Genomic DNA, 22,026 nt, shown 5'->3' on the forward strand with positions numbered 1-22,026 from the left:
CCAAAAATACATGCTGCTAGAAGTGACCGCTTGACATCACCAGCACCAAGAGGTGAACGAGCCGTTACGGGCGCCAAAGCGGTTTCAAGATACGCGCCCCCTACATCGTTTTCCAGAGTTGCGCAGAAATTCCTTTCTATGATCAACGATACAATAGCCTCCGACCACATGGTCTCCGCCCTCAAAACGCTCGAGATCGAAATCGGTGGCCTGGAAGATCTGAAAAGTGCTTTCGAGCAGACCGGCCTTGGGGATGCTTTCGAACAGGCAGTGAACGCTTTCGCATCTGCGAAGGGCAGGATCATTGTCACCGGGATCGGGAAAAGCGGCCACATCGCCCGCAAGATCGCGGCAACTTTCTGTTCGACCGGCACCTCGGCACTTTACCTGCATCCGGGAGAAGCCAGCCACGGCGATCTCGGCGCGATTTCGCGCGATGATGTAGTCTTCGCGATTACATGGTCGGGCACGACACGCGAACTCGGCGACATCGTCAATTATTGCAGCATGTATCGACTGCCACTGATCGTGGCGACCGCGAACGGTTCGAGCTGGGTCGGTGAAGCGGCCGATATCTGTCTGACCCTACCCGTCGTGCGGGAAGCGTGTCCGAACGAGCTTGCACCGACATCATCGACGACCATGCAACTGGTTCTTGGCGATGCGCTTGCTGTCGCCCTGATCGAGGCTCGTGGTTTTTCGTCCCACAGTTTCGGTCTGTTTCATCCCGGCGGTCGCCTGGGTGCGCAGTTGACGACGCTCGATAAGGTCATGGGTACGGACGAGGCTTTGCCGCGAGTCAGCCTCGATGCCACTCTGCGCAGTGCAACGATCGAGATGAGCCGCAAACGCTATGGCTGCACCGCCGTGATCGATGCCGACGAGAAGCTTGTGGGCGCATTTACCGATGGCGATTTGCGCCGCTGTATCGCAATTCACGATCTCGACGATCCGATCGGGAGCCATATGTCACCGCGTCCGGTCACCGCCGAGCCGTCCATGCCGGCAGCACAGGCTCTGACCTTGATGAACGATAACGCCGTTTCGGTCCTGTTCGTAACGGACAGCGAAAAGCTGGTCGGCATCGTCCACATGCACGATCTGGTTCGACTGGGCATCGGTTGAATTTTCCGTCAGCCGGAGCCGCGGTGCTGGCTGAAAGGATGAGGATGGAAAGCCGCGATCTCATAGTCATACCGGCGCGGTACGGATCAACCCGGCTGCCCGGAAAGCCGTTGTTGGCATTGGCCGGGCGCACTCTGCTAGAGCGAGTGATTGCCAATGCCCGCGAAGCCGCCGACCTTTGCGGCAATTGCGATTTTGTCGTGGCGACCGACGATGAACGAATTGCAGAACACGCCAATGCGCTGGACGCGAGATCCGTCCTGACCGATGCGGCGCTGGATTCCGGAACGGCCCGGGCACACGCCGCGGCGCTGAAATCGGGTAAGCCGGAGCGCGTGATTTGCCTGCAGGGTGATGCTCCTTTCATTGCGCCGCAGACTATTGCATCGTTGATACAAATATTACGCGAAGGCAACGCGTCGGTTGCGACGCCGGTATATCAACTGGACTGGGCGAGGCTCGATCGGCTGAGGGCACATAAGCAGACCGCTCCCTTCAGCGGTACTACCTGTGTGAGGGATTCAGAGGGTCATGCTCTCTGGTTTTCCAAATCCATTCTGCCAGCAATGCGCAACGAGGCCGATCTGCGCAAAATGGATACATCGCCCGTCTGGCAGCACATGGGTCTATATGCGTACACGATTGAGGCGCTGGACTGGTTTGTCGGAAATTCGCCCGGAACTTACGAGATCCTGGAAGGGCTCGAACAATTGCGATTTCTCGAACATGGTTGGAAAATTGCGACTGTGCCCGTTGCACCGCCCGAGCACGCGCTGTCGGGTATCGACACTGCAGCGGACCTTGCCCTCGCGGAAGAAGCGATTGCAAAACTGGGCGACCCTTTCCCCGCGTAAGCGGGATGGTTGCGGCACCGGCGGCAAGCGCTAGAAGCCAGCACCATGTTCGTCATCGTTCGCCACGGCAACACATTTGAAACCGGCGATCAGCCGCGCAGGATCGGGGCCCGTACCGATCTGCCCCTAACGGGGCAGGGCATTGAGCAGGCCCGGGCGCTCGGCAGTCATTTCGCCAACATGGGATGGCAGTTTTCGCGCGTACTCGTTTCTCCGCTCAAGCGGACCCGGCAGACGGCTGGCGAAATCCTCTCGACGCAGGCGAATGCGCCCGAGCAAGAGTCAGCCGAATTCCTGCGTGAAATCGATCATGGTCCGGACGAGGACCAGCCCGAAGAGGTAGTCCTTGCCAGAATTGGAGAGGACGCACTCAGAGCATGGGAAACTGGCGCGGTGCCGCCCACGGGATGGAGCGTTGATCGCGAAGGGCGAATTGCCGCCTGGCGCGACCTTTTCGAAGACGCCGATCCCGGCGAGGCGACATTGCTCGTGACCAGCAATGGTGCGGCGCGGTTTGCATTGATGGCGGCGCAAGGTCTTAGCGATGCAGCCAGCACACTACCTTCCCTCAAACTTCCGACGGGCGGCTATGGCGTCATTGGCTGCAGCGATTTGGGGCAATTACAGCTCGTAGCCTGGGGAGTGCGCCCATGACGCCCCTTCCCACCCCTGCCGCGTCCAGATTGCTGCGTGCCCCCCCCTTCCCCGGCCTGGCGAATGCCATGCACATGTTTTCACCACCGCCCGAGGTGGATGCTCCGACCGGCGACACGCGGACGGCCTTGTTCAGATCCGTCAGCAACGCGCGTGTCGGGGGATCTTACTGGAGCGAGCCAATCGCTCCACTTGCTATCGACATGGCCATCAGGCCTCGTTCCGCGTCCGAGGCAGCGGAACTGCGCGCGCGTTTCGGGGCAGAGAAGACGATCTGCATCGGACACCCGCATGCATCCCCGCTGAGAAGCGTCGCGCTCGATTACGGCGCAGATATCGATCCCTGGGCTGTCCTGTCGCAGACGGGGAAATTGGTTGCTCATGGTGATGATGAATGGGTCGCACTGGCCACCATCGCCGGTATTCACGTTCAAGTTTTATCGCCAGGCCGTTATGGCGAGCCGGGCGACGATGGGGAGACACTGGAGTATAGGGCTGCGATGGCATTGGCCGAGCCAATGCGCGATCCGTTTTCAGATGGCTGGCTCGAACCGGCAAAGGCTATCGAACTGCTGGCAGACTGGCGCAGAGTGATCGATGCCAATCGCGGCACCGCGGGGCAGACCATAGTCGCGGCATGCGGGATCAGCTGGTGGAAGCGCGAAGAAATCCGCCGGTTCCTTTGGGTACCGGGCGAACCTTTGAAAATTGCGCGCACTTCAGCGGGCGCCCTGGCCGCTGCCGAGGCGCGTGGTGGTGCATTGGCTGTGTGGCCATCGCGCATCTCAAAATCCCTCCTCGCAAATGCAGAAAAGCGAGGGGTACCGATCGTGCGCGTCGAGGATGGCTTCGTGCGATCGGTTGGCCTTGGCAGCAATCTGGTGCCTCCATCATCCGTGATTGTGGACCGGCGTGGTATCCATTTCGACCCCGGCCATCCGAGCGATCTCGAGACGATTTTGCAGAATGAGGAATTCTCGCACGACCTGATCGAGCGTGCGCGCCTGCTGCGGAAGACGATCGTGGACACGGGCATCAGCAAATATGCGCGAGCAGCGAAGCGAATGGCCGCGCAGGTCATCGGGACGCGCGAAGGAAGGATCGTTCTGGTACCCGGACAGGTGGAAGACGACATGTCGGTGCTGGCCGGCGGCGGCGGGCTGACATCCAACCTCGAACTGCTGCGCCGCGTCCGCACCGAAGAACCCGAAGCACAGATCTGGTGGCGCCCTCATCCCGATGTCGATGCAGGCCACCGCAATGGCCAGGTCGTGGATGCAGATGCCCTGCGATATGCCGACCGCATCGTGCGTGAAGAAGCGATGGTTGACCTACTCGATGCGGTAGATGCGGTTCATGTACTTACCTCGCTTTCCGGTTTCGAAGCGCTGCTGCGTGGCAGGGAAGTCATCTGCCATGGCATCCCGTTTTACGCGGGTTGGGGGCTCACACGTGATATGGCGACCACGCCGCCGCGCAGGTCGCGCAAGCTCTCCCTAGACGAGCTCGTTGCTGGTGTGCTGTTGCTCTATCCCCGTTATCTGGACCCGGTGACAGGCATACCGTGCCCGCCCGAAGTGCTCGTGAAACGCATGGGTCAACAACAGATGCCCAACCGTCTTGGATGGATCGAACCGGTTCGCCGGTTCCAGGGACGGGTCATGGCGCGCCACCGCTCACGCGGGCAGAAGAAGGTTCGCCGATGACCCGTGCGGTTCTGGATATATCGCGGCTGATTTCGCGTGTGCGGCATTCCGGCCCTTCCGGCGTAGACCGCGTAGAGATGGCCTATGCGCGTGGACTGCTTCGCCTGTACGGGCCCAAGCTTGCTTTCGCCGCTGTCCATCCGACAGGCCTCTATGGGAGGATTCCTCGCGAAACGGCCATCGCTTATCTGGACGAACTCGACAGGCGCTGGACAGCGACCGATCGATCTTCAGGGCAGCGAACTCTCGCATCGGTCCTCCCATGGATGGCACGGCTGCTTCCGCGGCGTGCGGGAATCGGGTCCGCCGACGTTCTGGTGCAGGTTTCGCCGCACCACCTCACGCACGCCGCCAAGATGCGGCGCATTCTGCAACGCGAAGAAGCCAGGTTCGTCTGCATGGTGCATGACCTGATACCGATCGAGTATCCGGAATATGCCCGGCCCGGTGGATCGGCGCTTCATGAAAAGCGGATGAGCACGGTGGCAGAGCTGGCCGATGCGGTGATCGTCAATTCGGCCGCTACGGGTGCCTCCTTAACGAGATGGGTCGAAAGCAAAGGCGGGATCCCGCCGCCGATCCACGTGGCGCTTCTTGGCACAGAGCCAATCGCGAAAGCGGCACCACGCGTTTATCCCGATGGGAAGCTCTATTTCGTGTGTCTCGGCACCATCGAACCACGCAAGAACCATCTACTGCTGCTTCACCTGTGGCGCAAAATGGCTGAAACGCTGCCTTTGGACGATGTGCCACGCTTGCTCGTGATCGGGCGCCGGGGGTGGGAGAATGAGCAGATTGTCGACATGCTCGAACGCTGCCCTTCGCTCGGCCCGGTGCTGGAGGAAGTGAACGGTTGCGGCGACAGCGACCTGGCTGCGGCCATCCGCGGCGCCCGCGCGCTGCTGATGCCATCGTTTACCGAAGGGTTCGGCATGCCGATTGCCGAGGCCCTGTCGGTCGGCACGCCGGTCATCGCGAGCGATATCGAAGCCCATCGCGAAATCGGCGGAAATGCTCCCGACTATCTGGATCCTCTCGACGGGCCGGGTTGGGAGCGGACGGTACTGGACCATACCCACGATGGCCCGATGCGACATGCGCAATTAACGCGCGTTGCCGCCTGGCAAGAGCCGGACTGGGATTCTCATATGGAGATCGCCGCGAAGGTGATCGAGGACGTCGCGCTTCGACCGAAAAATCATTCTGCGGAATGAACGGGCAACTCGCGCATGGCTTTGGCCGAAACTCGACCGGCGGAGCTAATTCGCGTGTCGAGCACATGGTCCCACAGCGGCGTCGTAACACCGAAGTTGCCGTCTTCACCCATGAAGTGATGACGCATGTGATGCTTCTTGATGATTTTCCCTATGCGCCCGCGCATGGACCATTGATGGCAGGCGTAATGGGTCAGATCGTACAGGACGTAGCCGACCAGGAATCCGAAGACGAACCAGGTGCCGGCATTGCCCGCCAGAGCGTAGCAGAGCGCCCATATGACCCCGGCGACGGGAAGGCTAACGATCGGCGGCATGAGATTGCGCAGATGATCGGTCGGCTGGGCATGGTGGTTGCCGTGGATCGCGAATACGAGCTGGCGCGCGGGAAGCCATTGCGGCTCCCAATGAAACAGGTGGCGATGGGCGATATATTCGAACAGGCTCCACATCAGCAGCCCGCCAAGGCTCAGGCCGACGGCCGTCGAAACGGAAACCGTGCCCCAGCCGACAAAGGCGATAAGCGGCAGGACGACGATCCAGACTGCTGCAAACAGCCAAATGGACGCGAGCGTAAGCATCTCGAGAAACGGATTCTCGAAAAGAACGAGGCGCTTTTCTTTGGTAGTCGGACCCTTCATCACACGAATATCCCGATAGAAAAGGCACCCGATTGTCAACAAACAAGCGGTGAAACGCAGCTAATTGAGGATTTGAGGATACTCCAATGTGGCACAAGGGTCACGAAATGACGAAAGATGCATCCGTGACCAGAATTTTGTGCACCGGCGCTTCGGGAGCGCTCGGAGGCGCGCTGGCATCACTGCATGCAGCTCCGGGGGTACACCTTAGCCTTTGGGGGCGCGACCGGACGAGACTCGGCCTGATAGCCGAAAAGGTCCGCCACGCAGGGGCAGAAGCGCAGGCGTTCTGCCTGGACCTGACGGATGGACAGGCGGCCATTGACGCCGTGCTGAGCCAGGACAAGGAAGCACCATTCGATCTGGCCTATCTCGTCGCTGGCATCGGCGATACGCGCGCCAAGGGCGATCTGGTCGAAAATCCCGAGCTGGTCCTTCGCGCAGCCCAAGTTAATTTTGCCACACCAGCTGCAATGGCGGCAGCCATCGCGGGAAGGATGGCCGAGCGTGGTCATGGCCGGATAGTGGTGATCGGCTCTGCGGCGGGCCATCATTCTTTGCCATTTGCTGCCGGCTATTCCGGATCGAAGGCGGGATTGGCAAGGTTTACGGACGCGTTGCGCATTGCCGTAGAGCCTTACGGCGTGGGCGTGACCCTGGCAGCCCCCGGGTTCATCGACACCCCCTCCACCCGCAATGCCTCATCAAGCCGGCCGATTGAATTAAGCGTGGAAGAGGCCGCGCGGCGCATTATCGAAGCGGGCAGAAAGGGTATGCGCCATTACGTGACGCCTTGGCAATTCTCGGCTCTGCGGATGGTGGACGCACTGTTGCCCGCCCGCCTTCGCGATCGGCTTTTATCCAAGCTCAAACCCTGAGTTGGCCTAACCCTTTTTCCGCCATTGGTTGCTCAGTGACAGGATCGCATGATGCAATTGCGCAGGCGTGAGGTCTTTGCGTTGGTTGCCACCAGAAATGACCCTTCCAGCGGCATCGAAGCGCAGAACCGCATATGGGGTATGTCGATCGCCGCCCGGCATGCTTGCCCCTGGTATGCTTGGGCGGTGATCTCCAAAAAAGGCCAGCAGCGCTGGCTTTCCCAGCGCAGCGATGCCGTCGCGCAATTGGCCGAGCATGGAATCCCCGGCTTGAACCAGCCGATTATAGTGGGCGACGAGTGGCTCTCCCTCGCTGGACCATGGACCATGGTTTTCGATCGTCACCGCGTAAATGAAAGTCCGCTCCGTCGCGATCTGAGCAACCTCCAGTATTTTTGCCGCGAGGGCTGCATCCGAAATGTAGCGACCGTCGCCAGACGAAGGCCGATCGAACGCGCTGTCATCGATCAATTGGGAGAACCCAGCCTCAGGAAGTATCCGGTGGCGGCTGTAGAAACGCATGTCGTGAGGATGCACGAACACGCTCCGCCACCGATCGCCCCCCAATCTGTTTGGTAGCGCCAGCGCGCCATCCTTCAATGCCGTCAAATACGGATCGTAGCGGCGAAAGCCTAAGTCATCTTCCTCGCGCCCGAATAGAACCCCATATTCGGTTCGCATGGTGTAAGCTCCGAACCCGCTAACCAACAGGTTCCCCCAAAGGACCGCATCCATTTTTGCAGCTTTGTGGTTTGACAGTTCGACACCCCGTTTTCCGAACAGTTCGATCGGATCGGCGAAGGATTCGCACTGGATCACGAAGATGATCTCGGGTTCGGCGTTGGGTGAGCATTCCGAGGCATCTATCAAGTCCGAAACGTATGGGTCCGTTGCCGACGACGTGCCTTTTTCGGCATCGCCTCGCCACCGAATCCAATACAACAACAAGGTGCTCGCAAGCCCAAGCTTGGCAACATCTGCATCCGCATCGGGCTCTGATGCCAGCGCTCTAAAGGTCTTCGTCTCCAGAGAGATGCGCATGAGAATGGCGGTAGTCAGACTGATACCCAAGCCAATCAGTCGAGTGACCAGATTTGCTTCGAACAACCAAACGAACGCCGCAACGAGCACGGCCAGAGCGACAAGGCCGAGTAGTTTTTGAGATCGCTCCAGAGCAGAGAGATAGAACTGTGGATGCCTGAACACCGCACCGATCAAGGCCAGATCGGAAAATAACAAGGGTTCGCCCAGCATGTCGTTCTTTGCATTGGAAGCGACTACGAACAGAAGATTTACTGCCAGAACGAGGACTGCTGCCAAAACAGCATTACCGCTTATAAAAAGCAGAATGCCGAAGATGAACAAAGCAACCTGGACCAGCAGGAAGGAGCCTTGAGCAGAGCGCAGGCGTTTTACGCTTCTTGGACGCGCACAAATATCGACCAGCAGTGCGACAGGTGCGACCACTAACAGGGAAACCACGAGATGCATCATGCCAAACTCACGCCATCCGGTTAGGGCGAGTGAACGCAAGTGACAATTCATGAGATGTCAGTTTCAAGACTCTAGCCTGTTCATGTTCATAACAAGTCCGATAAGCGTCGCGTTTCACACCAAGTGTCCTATGAAGGGGCGCAAGGATTGACGGTAGTGGTTGTTCAGAATTTCAAACATTTCAATGGTGATGCCCACCATGCAAGTGGCTCAGGCAATGAGCCCGAACCAATGACGGCGCGCGAACCGGATGAGGACCGAAAGCCGGATTCTCCGCGAACGGTACTTTTGCTGCAAGGCTTGATGGGCCGGGTATTTCGCCGCCTTGGTCAACAGCTCATCAAATCCGGCCACAAAGTCTATAAGGTCAATTTCAACGGTGGCGACCGGCTCTTCTGGCGACTTCCGGGTGGTATCGAATACCGCAAGTCGCTTGACGAATGGCCAGATACGCTACGGACTATCATCGCTGAGAAAGGGGTCACCGACGTTGTCCTGTTCGGCGATTGCCGCCCCCATCATCTGGTTGCCACCGCGGTATGCCGGGAACTGGACGTTCCGGTTCACGTGTTCGAAGAAGGTTACATCCGTCCGGACTGGGTCACTCTGGAACTGGGTGGTGTAAACGGGCATTCGTCCCTGCCGCGCGATCCGGCCTGGTATCGGCAGATTGCTGCAGAGTTGCCGCCTGTCCCTGAACATCGCCAAGTGCCGTCATCCTTTCGTCGTCGGGCCACGGAAGGACTTCTATTCAACGTCGCGGACATTTTCAGCCGCTGGTACTATCCGCATTGGGCCAATCATCGCCCCTGGCACCCCGTCATCGAGGGTATGGGATGGGCTCGCAAGCTCACTCGCGGGAAAGAGCGCCGCAAAGAGGCTGTAGCGCTGACGGAAAGATTGCTGACTTCCGAGGCACCATACTTCCTTTTCCCGTTGCAGCTTGCGTCCGATGCCCAGATTCGTCTGCATTCACCATTTGCGAGCATGACCGATGCACTGATGTTGGTCATTCGATCCTTTGCCGAGCATGCACCCAAGGACGCGCGTCTCGTAGTCAAGGAACATCCGCTGGATAACGGGGTGTTCGACTGGCTTGAAGAGACCAGTTCGATCGCTGCCTTGCTCGGCGTGTCCGACCGGGTGGATTATATGGCCTGGGGCGACATCGTGCCGGTAGCCGAGCGAGCGAAGGGGATGGTCACCATCAACAGCACGAGCGGTACGCTGGCGCTGGCCAAGGGAGTCCCGGTCATTGCGCTGGGGCATGCCGTTTACGACATTCCCGATATCACCTTTCAGGATGGGATTGACCGGTTCTGGCGCGAAGCGAGCGCGCCCGACATGGAAGCATTCGGTGCATTTCGCCGTGTCCTGATCGAGCGGTGCCTGATTCCGGGCGGCTTCTTCTCCGAAGAGGCGTTGGACAAGGTCGTACGCCATGCCGTTGCCCGGTTCGAGGGCAAGGGATTGCTGCCCGAATAGCAGGCCAACGGCCTGAGAATCTTTGGGTCAGTCAGCGTCGTCCTCTACGGGGAAAAGTGCGGCTGCCGCGCGGCGCACAAGCTCGCGCGCCACATCCTCCTTCGGCATTTCCGGCAAGCTTTCGACCCCGTTAGACGTGACGATGTGCACCTGATTAAGGTCACCGCCCATCACGCTATCGCCTTCGGCGCCTGAAACATTGTTTGCGATAATCCAGTCGGCGCCCTTGCGTTTGCGCTTGGACTTGGCATTTTCGACTACGTTCTCGGTTTCAGCGGCGAACCCGATCAAAAGTGCAGGTCGTTTACGACCGGCCGCTGTGCTGGCCAGAATATCCGGGTTTTCTGCCAGGATCAGCGCAGGCGGGGCAGAGCCGCGCTTTTTCATTTTTTCTCCTGCCACATGCCGACTTTTCCAGTCGGCAACTGCGGCCACCATGAAAGCCACGTCTACCGGAAGTGCGCGGCGCACTTCTTCTGCCATGTCGTCCGCAGTTTCCACGTCGATGCGATCGACCCCGACCGGCGTGGGCAAATGTACCGGGCCGGCGACCAGCGTGACACGCGCACCGGCCGCGGCAGCCATTGCAGCGATGGCGAATCCCTGTTTACCGCTGGACCGATTGGCAATGTAACGGACCGGATCGATAGGTTCGCGCGTGGGACCGGCAGTCACCAGAACGTGCTTACCAAACAGAGGTCGGTGATCGGGATCGGGGTCGAACTCCGCCTGACCGGCAAGCGGCGAATCTTCGAAAGCAATACCCGACGTCTGTGCTTCCTCAACGCCCGGTTGCGGCATGGCACGCATGTCCTGCCGTGCCACTTCGTGATTGAGCGCAGCAGGATCAGTCGGTGGTGCGGAAGATGCCTTCCCTTTGCTCGCCAGAAGCGGGCCGCCATCCGCGATCGGCTCTTTCACTTCACCAAGACTTTCAGCTCCGAGCATGTCGGGCTCGGGCAGATCGTCCAATTCCGCTTCGATCTGGTCATGGCTGCGTTGCGTAGTCGAACGGGGAATTATCATCGACAAGAGGCCCCCAAGGCCACCGCCACTTTTTACGACTTCCTCTTCGTCCTCTGGCTCGAGCGGTTCGTCCAGATCGTATTCGGCTTCTTCCCGGGGCGCGGGAGCCGAAAGCTGTGCCTGCTTGAATACAGCCAGTTCGGGCACCTCTATATCGAGGTCGAGTTCCTGACCGATGCGCGCAAGGATCGCAGGTGGCTCGGGCATGCGCCCGGGGCCGAATTCGCCGCAAGCCATTGGCCCTTCGTCCGGATCCATAACTGCAACGCCGGCCTGGCGTAACCAATCTGCGTTTCGCTGGGTTGCCGAATGTTCCCACATCTTCACGTTCATGGCCGGAACAGCAAGGACCGGCTTATCGGTGGCGAGGATGAGCGTGGTCGCAAGATCATCGGCGATGCCTGCCGCCATCTTGGCAAGCAGGTCCGCTGTGGCCGGGCAAACGACCACGAGATCGGCTTCGCGACTGAGTTGGATATGGCCCATTTCCACCTCGTCCTTGAGATCGAAAAGCGATGAATAGACCTTGCTCTCACTAAGAGCGGCCAACGCCATAGGCGTAACGAACTGCTGGCCGCCTTGCGTCAATACACAGGTGACAGTGCCGCCAGCCTTGCGGATCAGGCGGACGAGCTCGCAGGATTTGTAAGCTGCAATGCCGCCACCGATGACGAGCAGGATTCGCGGCCCGCTCATGCGAGGCGTTCCTGCTCTTGCATCATGTCCGTGCGTTGCCACTCGAACCGGCGAATGCATTCCCATAAAGCCATTGATGCGCTTGCTAGCGCCCCCCGTACATCAATGCCAGCGTTCAGCACTGGCGTTTTTCAATATTCACCCTAACGTCACATGGTGAAAAAAGAGGAAACGGGGAGGTCTTCATGCATGTCATCCTGAGCGCGATCCTGCTTGCACTGGCAATACTCGATCTGGTGATTGGTACCGGGTTTCTGATCGACCCTGGTAGTTCTGGCGCCGATTTCGGCCTTGCCATCGTCTCGATGCACGGGGAATCCACCCTCAGGGGCGACATGACCGCATTCTTCTACGTGACGGCACTGTCACTTGCATGGGGTGGCTGGAAGCGGCGGGGCGATGTCCTGTTACCTGCTCTCGGACTGTTCGGCATCGCTCTGATTGGGCGCATAATCAATCTGGTCGTTGAGGGACCCTACCAAGGTTGGATGGTCCCAATGAGCGTCGAGGCGCTTCACTGCATTGTCATCATAATCGCTATGCGTGCGTGGGGGTGGCCGGCGACGCGGACCTGATGGCAAGAAATAGATCGGTCACTGCACGCGGCGCAAAGGCCAGGCCTACCCCGTATGCGGGGACAAAAAGTCCCATCCAGTAAAAGTTTTCCTGCCGCGCAAAGATGGCAACGGCAGCGATGAAACCGGCAAACCAGGCGCTGGCGAAAACTCCCAGCCTTCCGCCTACGGCCAACCAGCCCAGCAGCGGCAGCACACCGAGCGGACCTGCCAGCCAGACTGGTAATGTTTGCAGCAATGTTGTGACATGTATGCCGTACAAAGCGAGCGCCGGCCCGACCATTCCGCTCCACCCCGGAGAGACAAGGTCCCCGGGTTCACGTACACCGGCAACGGCGAACGCATGAAACGCAAATCCCAAGGCAATTAGCATCAGCGTTCCGCAGATAGAGAAGACTTTCACGCGTTCGCCTGCCAGTAATGCAGCGCTGCCCCACGCAAGGAGAAACGGCAACGCCAGTTCGCGCAGCGCAATGGCGCATGCCGCCAGGATTAGACCGCTGATCCACAAACGGCCCACCGATAGGGCAAGTGCGAGCGATAACATCAGGCCAGCAAGGAGTTCGTGACTGAAAGGGATGTCCGGGATGAATGCGACCATTCCGAACAATGCTGCCAACCCCGCGCCGACAGCTGCTTCCATGCGCCCCCTCCCGCGCAAAGCCGCATACCAGGCAAGAACGTTGGCACCCCACATAAATGCTGCGATTGCACGCCACTTGTCGCTACCCCACAGCGCACTTGTCCAAGCCAGGACAGGAGTTCTTATCGTAACGAAAGGGCTGGTCGGCATGCCGAACTCACGGTGTTCTTTAGCCGCCGCTTCGTAATAATTCTCGCCCGCCGCGACCCGAGCATCGATAGCGCGATAGAGGTCCATATCGACGCGCTCCCCAAGTGCGAGCCTATGCTCTATATCTGCCTCATGCGCAGAATTGCGCGCTTCCAGCGCGCGCACGTTCCAAACACACGCAAGCATCGTCACAATCAGAAGCGCTGCTGCGCCCCAGCGTGGTAAAGCCGCGAGGGGACGGTCGGGCAAATTCATGCCTTCCCTCGCGCCGCACGGACCAGTGAGGGTAGCGCCATAGGCAGGAAAGCCAGGCCGATGAACATCGCCGGTGCGACGACTGCGCCCCAGTAGAAGTTGTTTGCCCGGCCCGCGAGCATGAATGCGAGACCATAGCCCAGATACAAAAAGGTACCCATCGTGCCAGCGGACGATCTCCATCCGGCCCAACCCAACGCCATCAGTATGACTACAGGACTGGCCAGTTCATGTGGAAGCAAACGCAGGTTTGAACTCAGAACGATATTCCCGAGCCATCCCGAAAGGCCGCGCAGGACAAGCCAGTTCGGCCCTACTGGATCGGAAGGCACCTCCTGCACAGCTATCAACGACAGATGCCAAGCCATGATCGCTGCGAATACAGCAACCAGCATGATCCAAGCCGTTGCTTCGCGCCAATCCTTGCGCCACGCCGCCATCGCCGCCATCAACAATACGAAGGGCAAAACCAGTTCGCGCAATGCCAGCGCCAGCGCAGCGACAAAGAGCGCCGCCCCCCAACGCCCCGGTCGATGAAGACCGAACGCCAAGGCGATCAGCATCCCCGCCCAAAGCTCATGCAGCACGAAGAAAGACCGATTGAGGCCGAGCGAACCGCCCATTGCCATCAGCGCCGTGCCGAGCAGGCGGAAGGGCGCACCGCCAGGCTCCTCGCCCAACCGTTTCCACCATGCCCAGATGCATGCGAAGAGCAGAGCGATCGCAAGGGCGATCATTGCAGGCTCGCCCAGCGAGGCATGGATCCAGGCGAGCGTCGGCAGGCGCACGGCGAGACCGGGGCGCACCGGGTAATGGCGCGCCCGTTGCTCTTCCACGATGAAGTCGTAATAGTTCTCGCCGTGACCGACCCGCTCGATCACATGATCGTAGAACGCAAGATCGTCGTCACGCTCGGATTCAGTCTGCCCGTCCGGCGGCCCATCGCCGATGAGCGATGGAACTTCCGATGGCTTTCCATCCAAACTCGCGCTGAGAGGCGCGATAGCGGCAAGAACAAGAAGCGCTGCCACGACCAACAGCAGTATACGTGCGGGCCACCTGTCCCAGCCGGCGAAGCGATCCCACGGCGCCGCCTTTAGTTGATCCAGCCCTGCATTATCGCTGCCCATACTGCGAGCCCCCCTGCCACCGCTGCTATCGTATAGCCCATCCAGCCGCGACCTGGTTCGGTGCGGCGCCGTCTTTCCCACATCAATTCGACATCGGGGAGGGGCGGTAGCTCCGGCGCGCCGCCCTTGGGCGGGAATCTATCCTCGATCCTGCGAACGAGTTCTGGGATGCCCAGCAAAGTCTGGGTGTCTTCGCGGATGCGATCGGCAATGGCTGCTTCCGGACCCAGTTCATCGCGGATCCAACTCCGAACGTATGGCGCGCTGACATCCCACATGTTGATTTTGGGATTGAGTTGCGTGGCAATGCCTTCGACCATGACCATGGTCTTTTGCAAGAGCAGAAGATGTGGCTGCGTCTGCATGTCGAAATCGCGCGTAATCGCGAACAGCCCGTCGAGCATCTGGCCAACGGAAAGCTCACTAACCGGTTTACCGCGCATCGGCTCGCCAACAGCCCTCAACGCGGTCGCGAACTCGTCCACGTTGTGATAGCTTGGGACATACTGCGCCTCGAAGTGAATCTCCGCAACGCGGCGATAGTTGCCCGTGGTCAGCCCATAGAGAATTTCCGCGAGCCACATGCGCGCGCGTCGATCGATCCGGCCCATGATGCCGAAATCAATGGCAGCGATGGTCCCATCCGCTTTCACGAACAGATTCCCTTGGTGCATGTCGGCATGAAAGAACCCGGCGGCAATGGCCTGCTTCAGGAAAGCGAGGACAAGCCTGCTGGCTATTTCGTCGGTATCGTGGCCCGCGGCCTTCAGCGCCTCGGTATTGCTGATTTTAATGCCATCGATCCAGTCGACGGTCATCACACGCCCATTGGTACGATCCCAGTCGATACCCGGAATTTCGTATCCTTCGGTCCCGACCATATGCTCGGCGAGTTCAGAAGCGCTGGCTGCTTCGCGCCGCAAATCGAGTTCCCGATTGGTCCAGCGCTTGAAGTTGGCAATGACGAGTCTGGGGCGAAGGCGGGCAGCTTCCACACCGAAACTCTCCAGATGAGCTGCCGCCCATTCATAGGTATCTATGTCACGCGCGAACCGTTCGCGAACGCCGGGCCGCAGGACCTTTACGGCAACCTGCCTGCCGTCGGTGGTTGTTGCGCGGTGGACCTGGGCGATGGAGGCTGCGCCGATCGGCACCGGATCGAATTCCGACCAGAGAGCTTCAAGCGGTTGCTCGAAACTGGCTTCGATGCTTGCCCTGATCTTTTCGAAGGGAACTGGCGGCAGATCGTCCTGCAATTTCAGCAAATTGCGCGCCGGCTCTTCGCCAACAAGATCTGGCCGCGTGGCGAGGGTCTGGCCCAGCTTGATAGCAGCAGGCCCGATGTCCCGGAAAGCCCCCGCGTAATCGCGCTCCCCACTGGTGCCTGTGAAAGATACCCAGCGGGCGAGCTTCGCCATGCGGCGCACGGGACCCGGTGCGTTGGGATCGTGTTCGATCCCTACCAGCGCGCGGTGTCGTGCAAGGGTGATGCCCCACTTGAAGAGCCGCCAGATATGCGTTGCTGGTCGCGTCACCAGGTCAGACTTTCCATCCCGAATGGATGGCGACCAGGCCGCCCATGATCGGTTCCACGCGCGTGTTTTCGAAACCTGCAGAGCGAATCATACATTCGAAATCGGCCATGTTCGGAAAGCGCCGGATCGATTCGATCAGATAACGATAGCTATCCTCGTCGCCTGCAATGGCCTTGCCGATCTGTGGCACCAGCTTGTGCGAATAGAGATCATAGGCTTCTTTGAAGCCGGGCCATTCAACGCTGGAAAATTCCAGACAGTAGAACCGCCCGCCGAATTTCAGCACACGATGCGCCTCGCTCAGGGCCTTTTCGATATGCGTCACGTTCCGGATACCGAACGCGATAGTGTAGGCATCGAAGATGCGATTGGAAAAGCTCAGCTCTTCGGCATTCTGGCGGCTCCACACCAGACCGTCGATCCCGCGCTCCACGGCACGTTCAAGGCCGACATCGAGCATATCCTGGTTGATGTCCGACACCGTGACGCTGGCGCCACGGTCCGCCATGCGGAACGCGATGTCACCAGTCCCCCCAGCCATGTCGAGTATTGTTTCTCCATGCTGAGGCTTGACCCGAGCAACGAAGCGGTTCTTCCATAAACGGTGCATGCCGCCTGACATTGCATCGTTCATGATGTCGTATTTTGAGGCGACGTTCGAAAAGACTTCGCCTACGCGGCCGGTTTTTTCGGACGCATCGATGTCTTCGTAGCCGAAGGAAACGGTATCATTCATGGCTGGGTGCCTTAGGGGTAATTGTGTGCCGGGCAAAGAGTGTTAGAGCGCACGACATGCCGGAGCTACCTGAAGTCGAAACCACAGTGCGTGGGCTCGCCCGCTTTCTAGATGGCGAACAGATCGTCAGTGTCCGGGTGAACCGGCCCGATATGCGCCGCCCCTTCCCTCCCGGACTCGTTCAGGCGATGACAGGAGCGACGATTTCTGGCCTCTCGCGGCGGGCCAAATACGGCTTGCTCCACACCGATCGCGACCAAACGCTGGTTTTTCACCTCGGCATGAGCGGGCGCTGGCGTATTGATCCCGAAGAAGCCGACAAGCATGACCACCTCGTTCTGGCGACGCGCGATCATGTGTTTGCCCTCAACGACCCCCGCCGGTTCGGTTCGGTTGACCTCCTGCTAGCGCCAGAGCTCGACCTGTGGCCACCTTTTGCCGCGCTCGGACCTGAACCGCTGGGTGAAATGCTTACACCCGAGCATCTGCGGGAAGCCACGCGCGGACGCAAACAGGCCATCAAGCTGCTTCTACTCGACCAGAGTGTCGTCGCGGGACTCGGAAATATCTATGTTTGTGAAGCTTTATGGCAGGCGGGGGTCAACCCCCGCAAAGCGGGGGGCAAGATCACGATGCCGCAATTGCGCCGTCTTGTGCCGGCGATCAAGGATGTGCTGGAACGCTCAATCCGAGACGGCGGCTCCACCTTACGCGATTTTGCGCAACCCGATGGCAATCTTGGCTATTTTGCCACGCGCTTTCATGTTTACGGACGAGAGAGCCAAGTCTGCCATCATGAAGATGGGGGCACGATCCGGCGTATCGTACAGGGTGGGCGAAGTACGTGGTTCTGCCCGGTCTGCCAAAAGTAGCCGCTCTGCTCGGCGTCAGCCCCGACGACCGAGTCGCCTCCGCCCTATAAATCCAGCGAAGCGTATTCGCGAGGCGGCGGTATGCCTTCCATCTTTTCACTTAGCAGCGGCCTGAAGCTGGGACGGCTTTTCACGACCATATACCAGCCTTGGGTCTGCTCGTGTCCCTTCCAGTCGATCGCGCCCAGATATTCGACGACCGAAAGATGCGCGGCGCATGTGAGATCGGCCAGACTTAGCTGAGGTCCTGCAAGCCACTGCCGCGTGTCGACCAGCCAATCGATGTAATCGAGATGTCCGTGCAGCATTCGGCCGAGCTGGCGCAAAACCTGCGCATCTGGGGACTGGCGCAAGACTATGCGTTTCTTCATCTTTTCGTGAAGAGCAGGTTCGGTCACATCGGCGAAAAAATTATCATCGAACAGCGCGACCAGCCTGCGAATTTCCGCACGCTGCAGAGCCGACCCGTTGATCATCGGATTACGATCTACCGTTTCTTCCAGATATTCACAGATAGCCTGACTATCCGATAGCGCGGTACCCCGCCCCGCATCATGCAGAACAGGTGTGCGCCCGGCAGGGTTGAGGTGCCAGAATTCGTCTCGCCCTTCCCATGGATTTTCCCGAACCAGTTCGTATGCAACGTTCTTTTCGCCCATCAGCAAGCGCAGTTTGCGGCTGAAGGGACAAAGAGGAAATTGGTATAGCTGCCACATGGGTTATTTGCCTTGGCACAAGCTTAGGGGGCGCGTCTACTAGCGCAGGAATGCTCGGGTAACTTTTAAGATTTCCGACGGACCACGATTATTGACTTGGAATTAGAAAAAAAGGCCCCCGTTGATTTCAACGGGGGCCTTTCGGGATCGTATCACCAGCCGCTTGGACGGGAGGGGGGGTCTCGGCGGTGACATAGGGAATACGCGCCTTCTCAAGTAGAGTTCCCGGCCGCAATGAATTTTTTTAGCTGCCGAAAATGCCAGTCATAAGAACGGCCTGCTCTTTTCACGAGAGCGATCGAACTGTGCGAAATCAGCCGCCTTCGCAAGATCAGGCACATGGATTTTTCGGGACTTCCATTCCACCAGCCCTTCGCGCTGCAACTGGCGCAGTGTTCGGTTGGTATGGACAAGAGATAGACCAAGCATATCTGCAATTTGCGACTGCGTAATCGGCAACGCGAGAACATTGCTTTCATCTGCCAAGCACGTGGATTGTGCTCGATCGATAAGCCAAACCGCAAGGTAAGTGACGCGTTCGCGTGCGTTGCGTTGCCCAAGCGACAGAATATGCCCCTCAAGAGCGGTCTCCTCCTTCGCGGCCAGCCACGTGATATCGTATGCCAGACCAGGATTCTTCGAAACGAAACCTGCGAAGTCGCCACGCTTGAACCGACACAGACGGGCGTCGATCAGCGCTTCGATAGTGTGGCTCGACGGCTCGTTGAACGCTCCCTGAAGACCGATCAGATCCCCCGGAAACATGAAGTTCAGTATTTGACGCCGCCCGTCCTCGAGCGATTGCGATCGGATCAGCACCCCTTCCAGAAGCGTGTACAGGCGATCGTAAGAAGCCCCTTCGTCGATCAGCACGTCGCCCCGATCGAGCCTAATCTCGCCGGCCTTGAATTCCTGCATGTAGGAAAGCTGCGTTTCGTCCAGCGGCCGCAGCCCCGGCCAGGATTGCAATGGGCATGCAGCACACGGAATGGGATCGGTTACTTCGTGCAAGACAATCGTTTCCCCGTTTAACGATATTTCGGCGTGCGCATGCGCTGGGAAAAGCGCGCTTGTCAAACCGCGGGTTGCGAGCCCGCAGCTCGGAACCTAAGCGGTTTCGGGACGTTAGAAGCGCGCACCTTAAGGAAGGGGTCTAAATGTCACTAGGTGATCAGATTGCTCGTAACTTGCCGTATCTGCGCCGCTATGCGCGCGCATTGACCGGCTCACAGGCCACGGGAGACGCGTTCGTCCGTGCCACGCTCGAAGCCGCATTGGCCGACAGTGAACTCAAACAATCGCTCGAAGGTGGCCGCGTGCCCCTCTATCGCGCATTCAACAAGGTCTGGTCGAGCGCCTACCTTGATGTGCCTGAAACCGTTGGTGGCGACGGGCACGAAGATGCGGCCCAGCACCGGCTCAAGTCGGTCACACCGCTCAATCGCCAGGCATTGCTTCTGACGACACTCGAAGATTTCTCGTCCGACCAGGCCGGTGAAATCATGGACATGTCGCCCGAAGATATCGAGCAGCTGGCGCAGGAAGCCATCTCGGAGATCGACAAGGAATCCGCGACCAGCGTTCTGATCATCGAAGACGAGCCCCTGATCTCGATGCAATTGGAAGATCTCGTGACCTCACTTGGCCACGAAGTCTGCGGCACTGCCGCAACGCGTACGCAGGCGCAGGAAGTTGTCGCGGAAAAGACACCAGGTCTCGTGCTTGCCGACATTCAGTTGGCAGACGGCTCGTCGGGCCTCGACGCAGTCGACGATATCCTTGCGATCAGCAGCGTCCCCGTCATCTTCATCACAGCCTATCCCGAACGCCTCCTGACCGGAGACCGTCCGGAACCGACGTATCTCGTGACCAAGCCGTTCCAGGAACAGACCGTACGGGCTGCCATCAGCCAGGCACTGTTCTTCGGATCGAGCCGCCCTCTCGGCTGATCCGAGCGGAAACAATATGAAATGAGAAACCCGGGCTTCGGCCCGGGTTTTTTAATGTCTTGTTTTAGTGACCGCGGCCGCGACCGCTGGGCCCCTTCTTCCGCAATTCGAACTCGCTCGGCTTGCGAACTGGCACCAGCAAGGTGCAGCGTACGCCTTCCGGAGCGAAATCAAGCTCAACCGGATGCCTCAGTTCGTGCGCCACGATCTTCTCGATAAGGTCGGTCCCAAAACCGCGGCGCATGGGTTTCGACACGGAAGGGCCGCCACTTTCCACCCATTCAATCTTGGCCAGCGTTTCGTTCATCTGGCTCCAGCGCACGGTCACGCAGCCGCCCGGTACGCTAAGCGACCCATATTTCGCCGCATTGGTCGCCAACTCGTGAATCGCCAACCCGAGAGAAAGAGCATCGTTTGGAGCAAGTTCGGTGTGCGGGCCGACCAATTCCAGCTTCTGTTCCTCGTCGCGGGCATAGGGCGCAAGTTCGACATCGACGACAGAACGGATCGGGGTAGTGCCCCACTCCGATTGCGTCAAAAGATCATGAGTGGCCGACAGAGCCCTGATACGGCCATCGAGCCCTTCGGCGAACTCATCCAGACTTCCCGAACGACGCCTCGTCAAAGAGACAATCGAAAGGACGTTGGCGAGTGTGTTCTTGACCCTGTGGTTGAGTTCGCGGGTCAGCGAGTTTCGAATGGAGTTCTGCTCTTCGAACCAGATGATCGCCCGGCGGTCTTCCAGGGTCTGCTGTGTCAGAAGGCGGGATACCAGCATTAACAGGCTCGCCACGGCAAGACCGAATAGCAAGGTGATCATCGACATCGAGGAAAGGCCTTCCACGCGTGTGGACTGCACCTCGAGCAGCATGCGCCGGTTGGCCAGGCTGACTTCGCGCGTCACAGCGGAGCGGCCATCGATCCACCCATCGCTCTGCGCAAGTATCGGCTCACCTTGGGCTTCACCATCTCTCAACCGGGCGCCGACAGATTCGTAGCTGACAAGATTTGCGGCCGATCCCAGGAATTGCGATGCATTGAATGGGCTGAAAATGAAGCCCTTGAGGTTACGCGCCATGCTCAGACCTTCGAAGACCGGCATGTAGATAAGAAAGCCGGCTGCATCGCCCCCGCCTTCCTGCACCAGCACGACAGGTCCACTGGCCGTGGGGCGATCATTGGCCGCTGCCAGATCCATCGCGGTACGGCGCACGGGTTGCGAATACATGTCGTATCCCAACGCCCTGCGATTACGCGCCGTATCGGGCTGCATATAGAGGATCGGGGTGAGGATTTCGCGAGGCTGCTCTTGCAGGGTCGGCCTGACCATCTTGTCGCTGATACGCTCGGCGTTCAGCCGTCCTTCGAAAGACCGCAACTGACTGGCCGCGACTACGGGCGCCCATCCAATGCCTTCCGCACCCCGGTAATTGGAATCGAGCCTGAGTTCGGAAACAAACCGGCGGAATACTGCTGGGGTCACGTCAGCCTGGGTGGAAAACAAGGCCGCCCCCGCACGTAAGTATGCAGAGCTCGTATAGGCACGGCGCTCGATCGCCGACGTCATGGCCTGCGCCTTGCGCGATACGTCTGCCGCATCGCGTTCGACCTCGCCGCGTTCGATAGAGAACACGCTAAGGACTGTTATCGCCGTCACGAGAACGAATATCAGCACCGGGATACCGCGCGGAT

The 22,026-nt window shown here is 59.2% G+C and carries 20 protein-coding genes; 10 read left to right on the top strand and 10 right to left on the bottom strand.

The features are described from left to right. The first annotated feature begins 138 nt into the window (after positions 1-138). From AC13F2_RS10440 to AC13F2_RS10460, 5 genes are read left to right on the top strand one after another with little or no spacing between them, the layout of a single operon-like run. A complete protein-coding gene (locus tag AC13F2_RS10440; protein WP_482964573.1) occupies positions 139-1,125 on the top strand; it encodes a KpsF/GutQ family sugar-phosphate isomerase in 987 nt (328 codons plus the stop codon). A 44-nt stretch (positions 1,126-1,169) separates the two neighbouring features. Then, a complete protein-coding gene (locus tag AC13F2_RS10445) occupies positions 1,170-1,979 on the top strand; it encodes a 3-deoxy-manno-octulosonate cytidylyltransferase (RefSeq protein WP_482964574.1) in 810 nt (269 codons plus the stop codon). Between the two features lie 45 nt (positions 1,980-2,024). After that, positions 2,025-2,633: a histidine phosphatase family protein gene (locus tag AC13F2_RS10450; protein ID WP_482964575.1), complete on the top strand. Its 609-nt coding sequence runs from the start codon at positions 2,025-2,027 to the stop codon at positions 2,631-2,633. Then, positions 2,630-4,339, top strand: coding sequence for a capsular polysaccharide export protein, LipB/KpsS family (locus AC13F2_RS10455; protein ID WP_482964576.1), 1,710 nt, complete (start codon positions 2,630-2,632; stop codon positions 4,337-4,339). The genes AC13F2_RS10450 and AC13F2_RS10455 overlap by 4 nt, the downstream gene beginning before the upstream one ends. Further along, positions 4,336-5,553: a glycosyltransferase family 4 protein gene (locus AC13F2_RS10460; RefSeq protein WP_482964577.1), complete on the top strand. Its 1,218-nt coding sequence runs from the start codon at positions 4,336-4,338 to the stop codon at positions 5,551-5,553. The genes AC13F2_RS10455 and AC13F2_RS10460 overlap by 4 nt, the downstream gene beginning before the upstream one ends. Here the strand turns inward: AC13F2_RS10460 and AC13F2_RS10465 are convergent. Then, positions 5,538-6,194, bottom strand: coding sequence for a sterol desaturase family protein (locus AC13F2_RS10465; protein ID WP_482964578.1), 657 nt, complete (start codon positions 6,192-6,194; stop codon positions 5,538-5,540). The two genes, AC13F2_RS10460 and AC13F2_RS10465, sit on opposite strands and share 16 nt — an antisense overlap. 125 nt (positions 6,195-6,319) lie before the next feature. On the opposite strand from AC13F2_RS10465, the gene AC13F2_RS10470 reads away from it, so the two are divergent. Beyond that, positions 6,320-7,072 (top strand): SDR family NAD(P)-dependent oxidoreductase, encoded by a 753-nt coding sequence (locus AC13F2_RS10470; protein ID WP_482964579.1) that lies wholly within the window; start codon positions 6,320-6,322, stop codon positions 7,070-7,072. Positions 7,073-7,078: 6 nt separating this feature from the next. On the opposite strand, the gene AC13F2_RS10475 is transcribed toward AC13F2_RS10470, so the two are convergent. After that, on the bottom strand, positions 7,079-8,566 hold the full coding sequence (locus AC13F2_RS10475) for an LTA synthase family protein (protein ID WP_482970468.1): 1,488 nt from the start codon (positions 8,564-8,566) through the stop codon (positions 7,079-7,081). A 231-nt stretch (positions 8,567-8,797) separates the two neighbouring features. Here AC13F2_RS10475 and AC13F2_RS10480 point away from each other — a divergent pair, with 231 nt between their 5' ends. Next, positions 8,798-10,051, top strand: coding sequence for a capsule biosynthesis protein (locus tag AC13F2_RS10480; protein WP_482964581.1), 1,254 nt, complete (start codon positions 8,798-8,800; stop codon positions 10,049-10,051). Positions 10,052-10,078: 27 nt separating this feature from the next. Here the strand turns inward: AC13F2_RS10480 and AC13F2_RS10485 are convergent, their stop codons facing one another. Then, on the bottom strand, positions 10,079-11,773 hold the full coding sequence (locus AC13F2_RS10485) for a bifunctional phosphopantothenoylcysteine decarboxylase/phosphopantothenate synthase (RefSeq protein WP_482964582.1): 1,695 nt from the start codon (positions 11,771-11,773) through the stop codon (positions 10,079-10,081). A 185-nt stretch (positions 11,774-11,958) separates the two neighbouring features. Between AC13F2_RS10485 and AC13F2_RS10490 the strand changes: the two genes are divergently transcribed. Further along, complete coding sequence (locus AC13F2_RS10490; RefSeq protein ID WP_103024509.1) at positions 11,959-12,348, top strand: hypothetical protein; 390 nt, start codon at positions 11,959-11,961, stop codon at positions 12,346-12,348. Here the strand turns inward: AC13F2_RS10490 and AC13F2_RS10495 are convergent. The 4 genes from AC13F2_RS10495 to AC13F2_RS10510 are packed head-to-tail and all read right to left on the bottom strand — an operon-like array spanning position 12,311 to position 16,797. Then, positions 12,311-13,396, bottom strand: coding sequence for a hypothetical protein (locus AC13F2_RS10495; RefSeq protein WP_482964583.1), 1,086 nt, complete (start codon positions 13,394-13,396; stop codon positions 12,311-12,313). The genes AC13F2_RS10490 and AC13F2_RS10495 overlap by 38 nt on opposite strands. Further along, positions 13,393-14,526: a hypothetical protein gene (locus AC13F2_RS10500; protein ID WP_482964584.1), complete on the bottom strand. Its 1,134-nt coding sequence runs from the start codon at positions 14,524-14,526 to the stop codon at positions 13,393-13,395. The genes AC13F2_RS10495 and AC13F2_RS10500 overlap by 4 nt, the downstream gene beginning before the upstream one ends. Continuing rightward, positions 14,493-16,061 carry a 2-polyprenylphenol 6-hydroxylase gene (ubiB, locus tag AC13F2_RS10505; RefSeq protein ID WP_482964585.1) on the bottom strand — a complete coding sequence of 523 codons (1,569 nt, stop codon included), beginning with the start codon at positions 16,059-16,061 and terminating at the stop codon, positions 14,493-14,495. Before ubiB ends, AC13F2_RS10500 begins: the two co-directional genes overlap by 34 nt. A gap of 4 nt (positions 16,062-16,065) precedes the next feature. Further along, positions 16,066-16,797, bottom strand: coding sequence for a class I SAM-dependent methyltransferase (locus AC13F2_RS10510; RefSeq protein ID WP_375246989.1), 732 nt, complete (start codon positions 16,795-16,797; stop codon positions 16,066-16,068). 56 nt (positions 16,798-16,853) lie between these two features. Here AC13F2_RS10510 and mutM point away from each other — a divergent pair, with 56 nt between their 5' ends. Then, positions 16,854-17,669 carry a bifunctional DNA-formamidopyrimidine glycosylase/DNA-(apurinic or apyrimidinic site) lyase gene (gene mutM, locus AC13F2_RS10515; protein WP_482964586.1) on the top strand — a complete coding sequence of 272 codons (816 nt, stop codon included), beginning with the start codon at positions 16,854-16,856 and terminating at the stop codon, positions 17,667-17,669. Between the two features lie 44 nt (positions 17,670-17,713). On the opposite strand, the gene AC13F2_RS10520 is transcribed toward mutM, so the two are convergent. Further along, positions 17,714-18,385, bottom strand: coding sequence for a glutathione S-transferase family protein (locus AC13F2_RS10520; RefSeq protein WP_397489793.1), 672 nt, complete (start codon positions 18,383-18,385; stop codon positions 17,714-17,716). A 264-nt stretch (positions 18,386-18,649) separates the two neighbouring features. Next, on the bottom strand, positions 18,650-19,303 hold the full coding sequence (locus tag AC13F2_RS10525; protein ID WP_482964587.1) for a Crp/Fnr family transcriptional regulator: 654 nt from the start codon (positions 19,301-19,303) through the stop codon (positions 18,650-18,652). Positions 19,304-19,542: 239 nt separating this feature from the next. Here AC13F2_RS10525 and AC13F2_RS10530 point away from each other — a divergent pair, with 239 nt between their 5' ends. Then, positions 19,543-20,334: a response regulator gene (locus tag AC13F2_RS10530; protein WP_103024502.1), complete on the top strand. Its 792-nt coding sequence runs from the start codon at positions 19,543-19,545 to the stop codon at positions 20,332-20,334. Positions 20,335-20,398: 64 nt separating this feature from the next. Here the strand turns inward: AC13F2_RS10530 and AC13F2_RS10535 are convergent, their stop codons facing one another. Next, positions 20,399-22,009, bottom strand: a complete 1,611-nt coding sequence (locus AC13F2_RS10535) for a CHASE domain-containing protein (protein WP_482964588.1) — start codon at positions 22,007-22,009, stop codon at positions 20,399-20,401. Between the last annotated feature and the right edge of the window lie 17 nt (positions 22,010-22,026).

Source organism: Qipengyuania sp. L-5Y, from assembly GCF_056859455.1.

Bases quoted from the DNA above. Each gene is read 5' to 3' on its own strand.
- AC13F2_RS10445 (WP_482964574.1), top strand. From the start codon at position 1,170: ATGGAAAGCCGCGATCTCATAGTCATACCGGCGCGGTACGGATCAACC.
- AC13F2_RS10475 (WP_482970468.1), bottom strand. From the start codon at position 8,566: ATGATGCATCTCGTGGTTTCCCTGTTAGTGGTCGCACCTGTCGCACTG.
- AC13F2_RS10485 (WP_482964582.1), bottom strand. From the start codon at position 11,773: ATGAGCGGGCCGCGAATCCTGCTCGTCATCGGTGGCGGCATTGCAGCT.
- AC13F2_RS10455 (WP_482964576.1), top strand. From the start codon at position 2,630: ATGACGCCCCTTCCCACCCCTGCCGCGTCCAGATTGCTGCGTGCCCCC.
- AC13F2_RS10465 (WP_482964578.1), bottom strand. From the start codon at position 6,194: ATGAAGGGTCCGACTACCAAAGAAAAGCGCCTCGTTCTTTTCGAGAAT.
- AC13F2_RS10520 (WP_397489793.1), bottom strand. From the start codon at position 18,385: ATGTGGCAGCTATACCAATTTCCTCTTTGTCCCTTCAGCCGCAAACTG.
- AC13F2_RS10450 (WP_482964575.1), top strand. From the start codon at position 2,025: ATGTTCGTCATCGTTCGCCACGGCAACACATTTGAAACCGGCGATCAG.
- AC13F2_RS10495 (WP_482964583.1), bottom strand. From the start codon at position 13,396: ATGAATTTGCCCGACCGTCCCCTCGCGGCTTTACCACGCTGGGGCGCA.
- AC13F2_RS10530 (WP_103024502.1), top strand. From the start codon at position 19,543: ATGTCACTAGGTGATCAGATTGCTCGTAACTTGCCGTATCTGCGCCGC.
- AC13F2_RS10500 (WP_482964584.1), bottom strand. From the start codon at position 14,526: ATGGGCAGCGATAATGCAGGGCTGGATCAACTAAAGGCGGCGCCGTGG.
- AC13F2_RS10525 (WP_482964587.1), bottom strand. From the start codon at position 19,303: ATGCAGGAATTCAAGGCCGGCGAGATTAGGCTCGATCGGGGCGACGTG.
- AC13F2_RS10510 (WP_375246989.1), bottom strand. From the start codon at position 16,797: ATGAATGATACCGTTTCCTTCGGCTACGAAGACATCGATGCGTCCGAA.
- AC13F2_RS10480 (WP_482964581.1), top strand. From the start codon at position 8,798: ATGACGGCGCGCGAACCGGATGAGGACCGAAAGCCGGATTCTCCGCGA.
- AC13F2_RS10490 (WP_103024509.1), top strand. From the start codon at position 11,959: ATGCATGTCATCCTGAGCGCGATCCTGCTTGCACTGGCAATACTCGAT.
- mutM (WP_482964586.1), top strand. From the start codon at position 16,854: ATGCCGGAGCTACCTGAAGTCGAAACCACAGTGCGTGGGCTCGCCCGC.
- AC13F2_RS10460 (WP_482964577.1), top strand. From the start codon at position 4,336: ATGACCCGTGCGGTTCTGGATATATCGCGGCTGATTTCGCGTGTGCGG.
- AC13F2_RS10440 (WP_482964573.1), top strand. From the start codon at position 139: ATGATCAACGATACAATAGCCTCCGACCACATGGTCTCCGCCCTCAAA.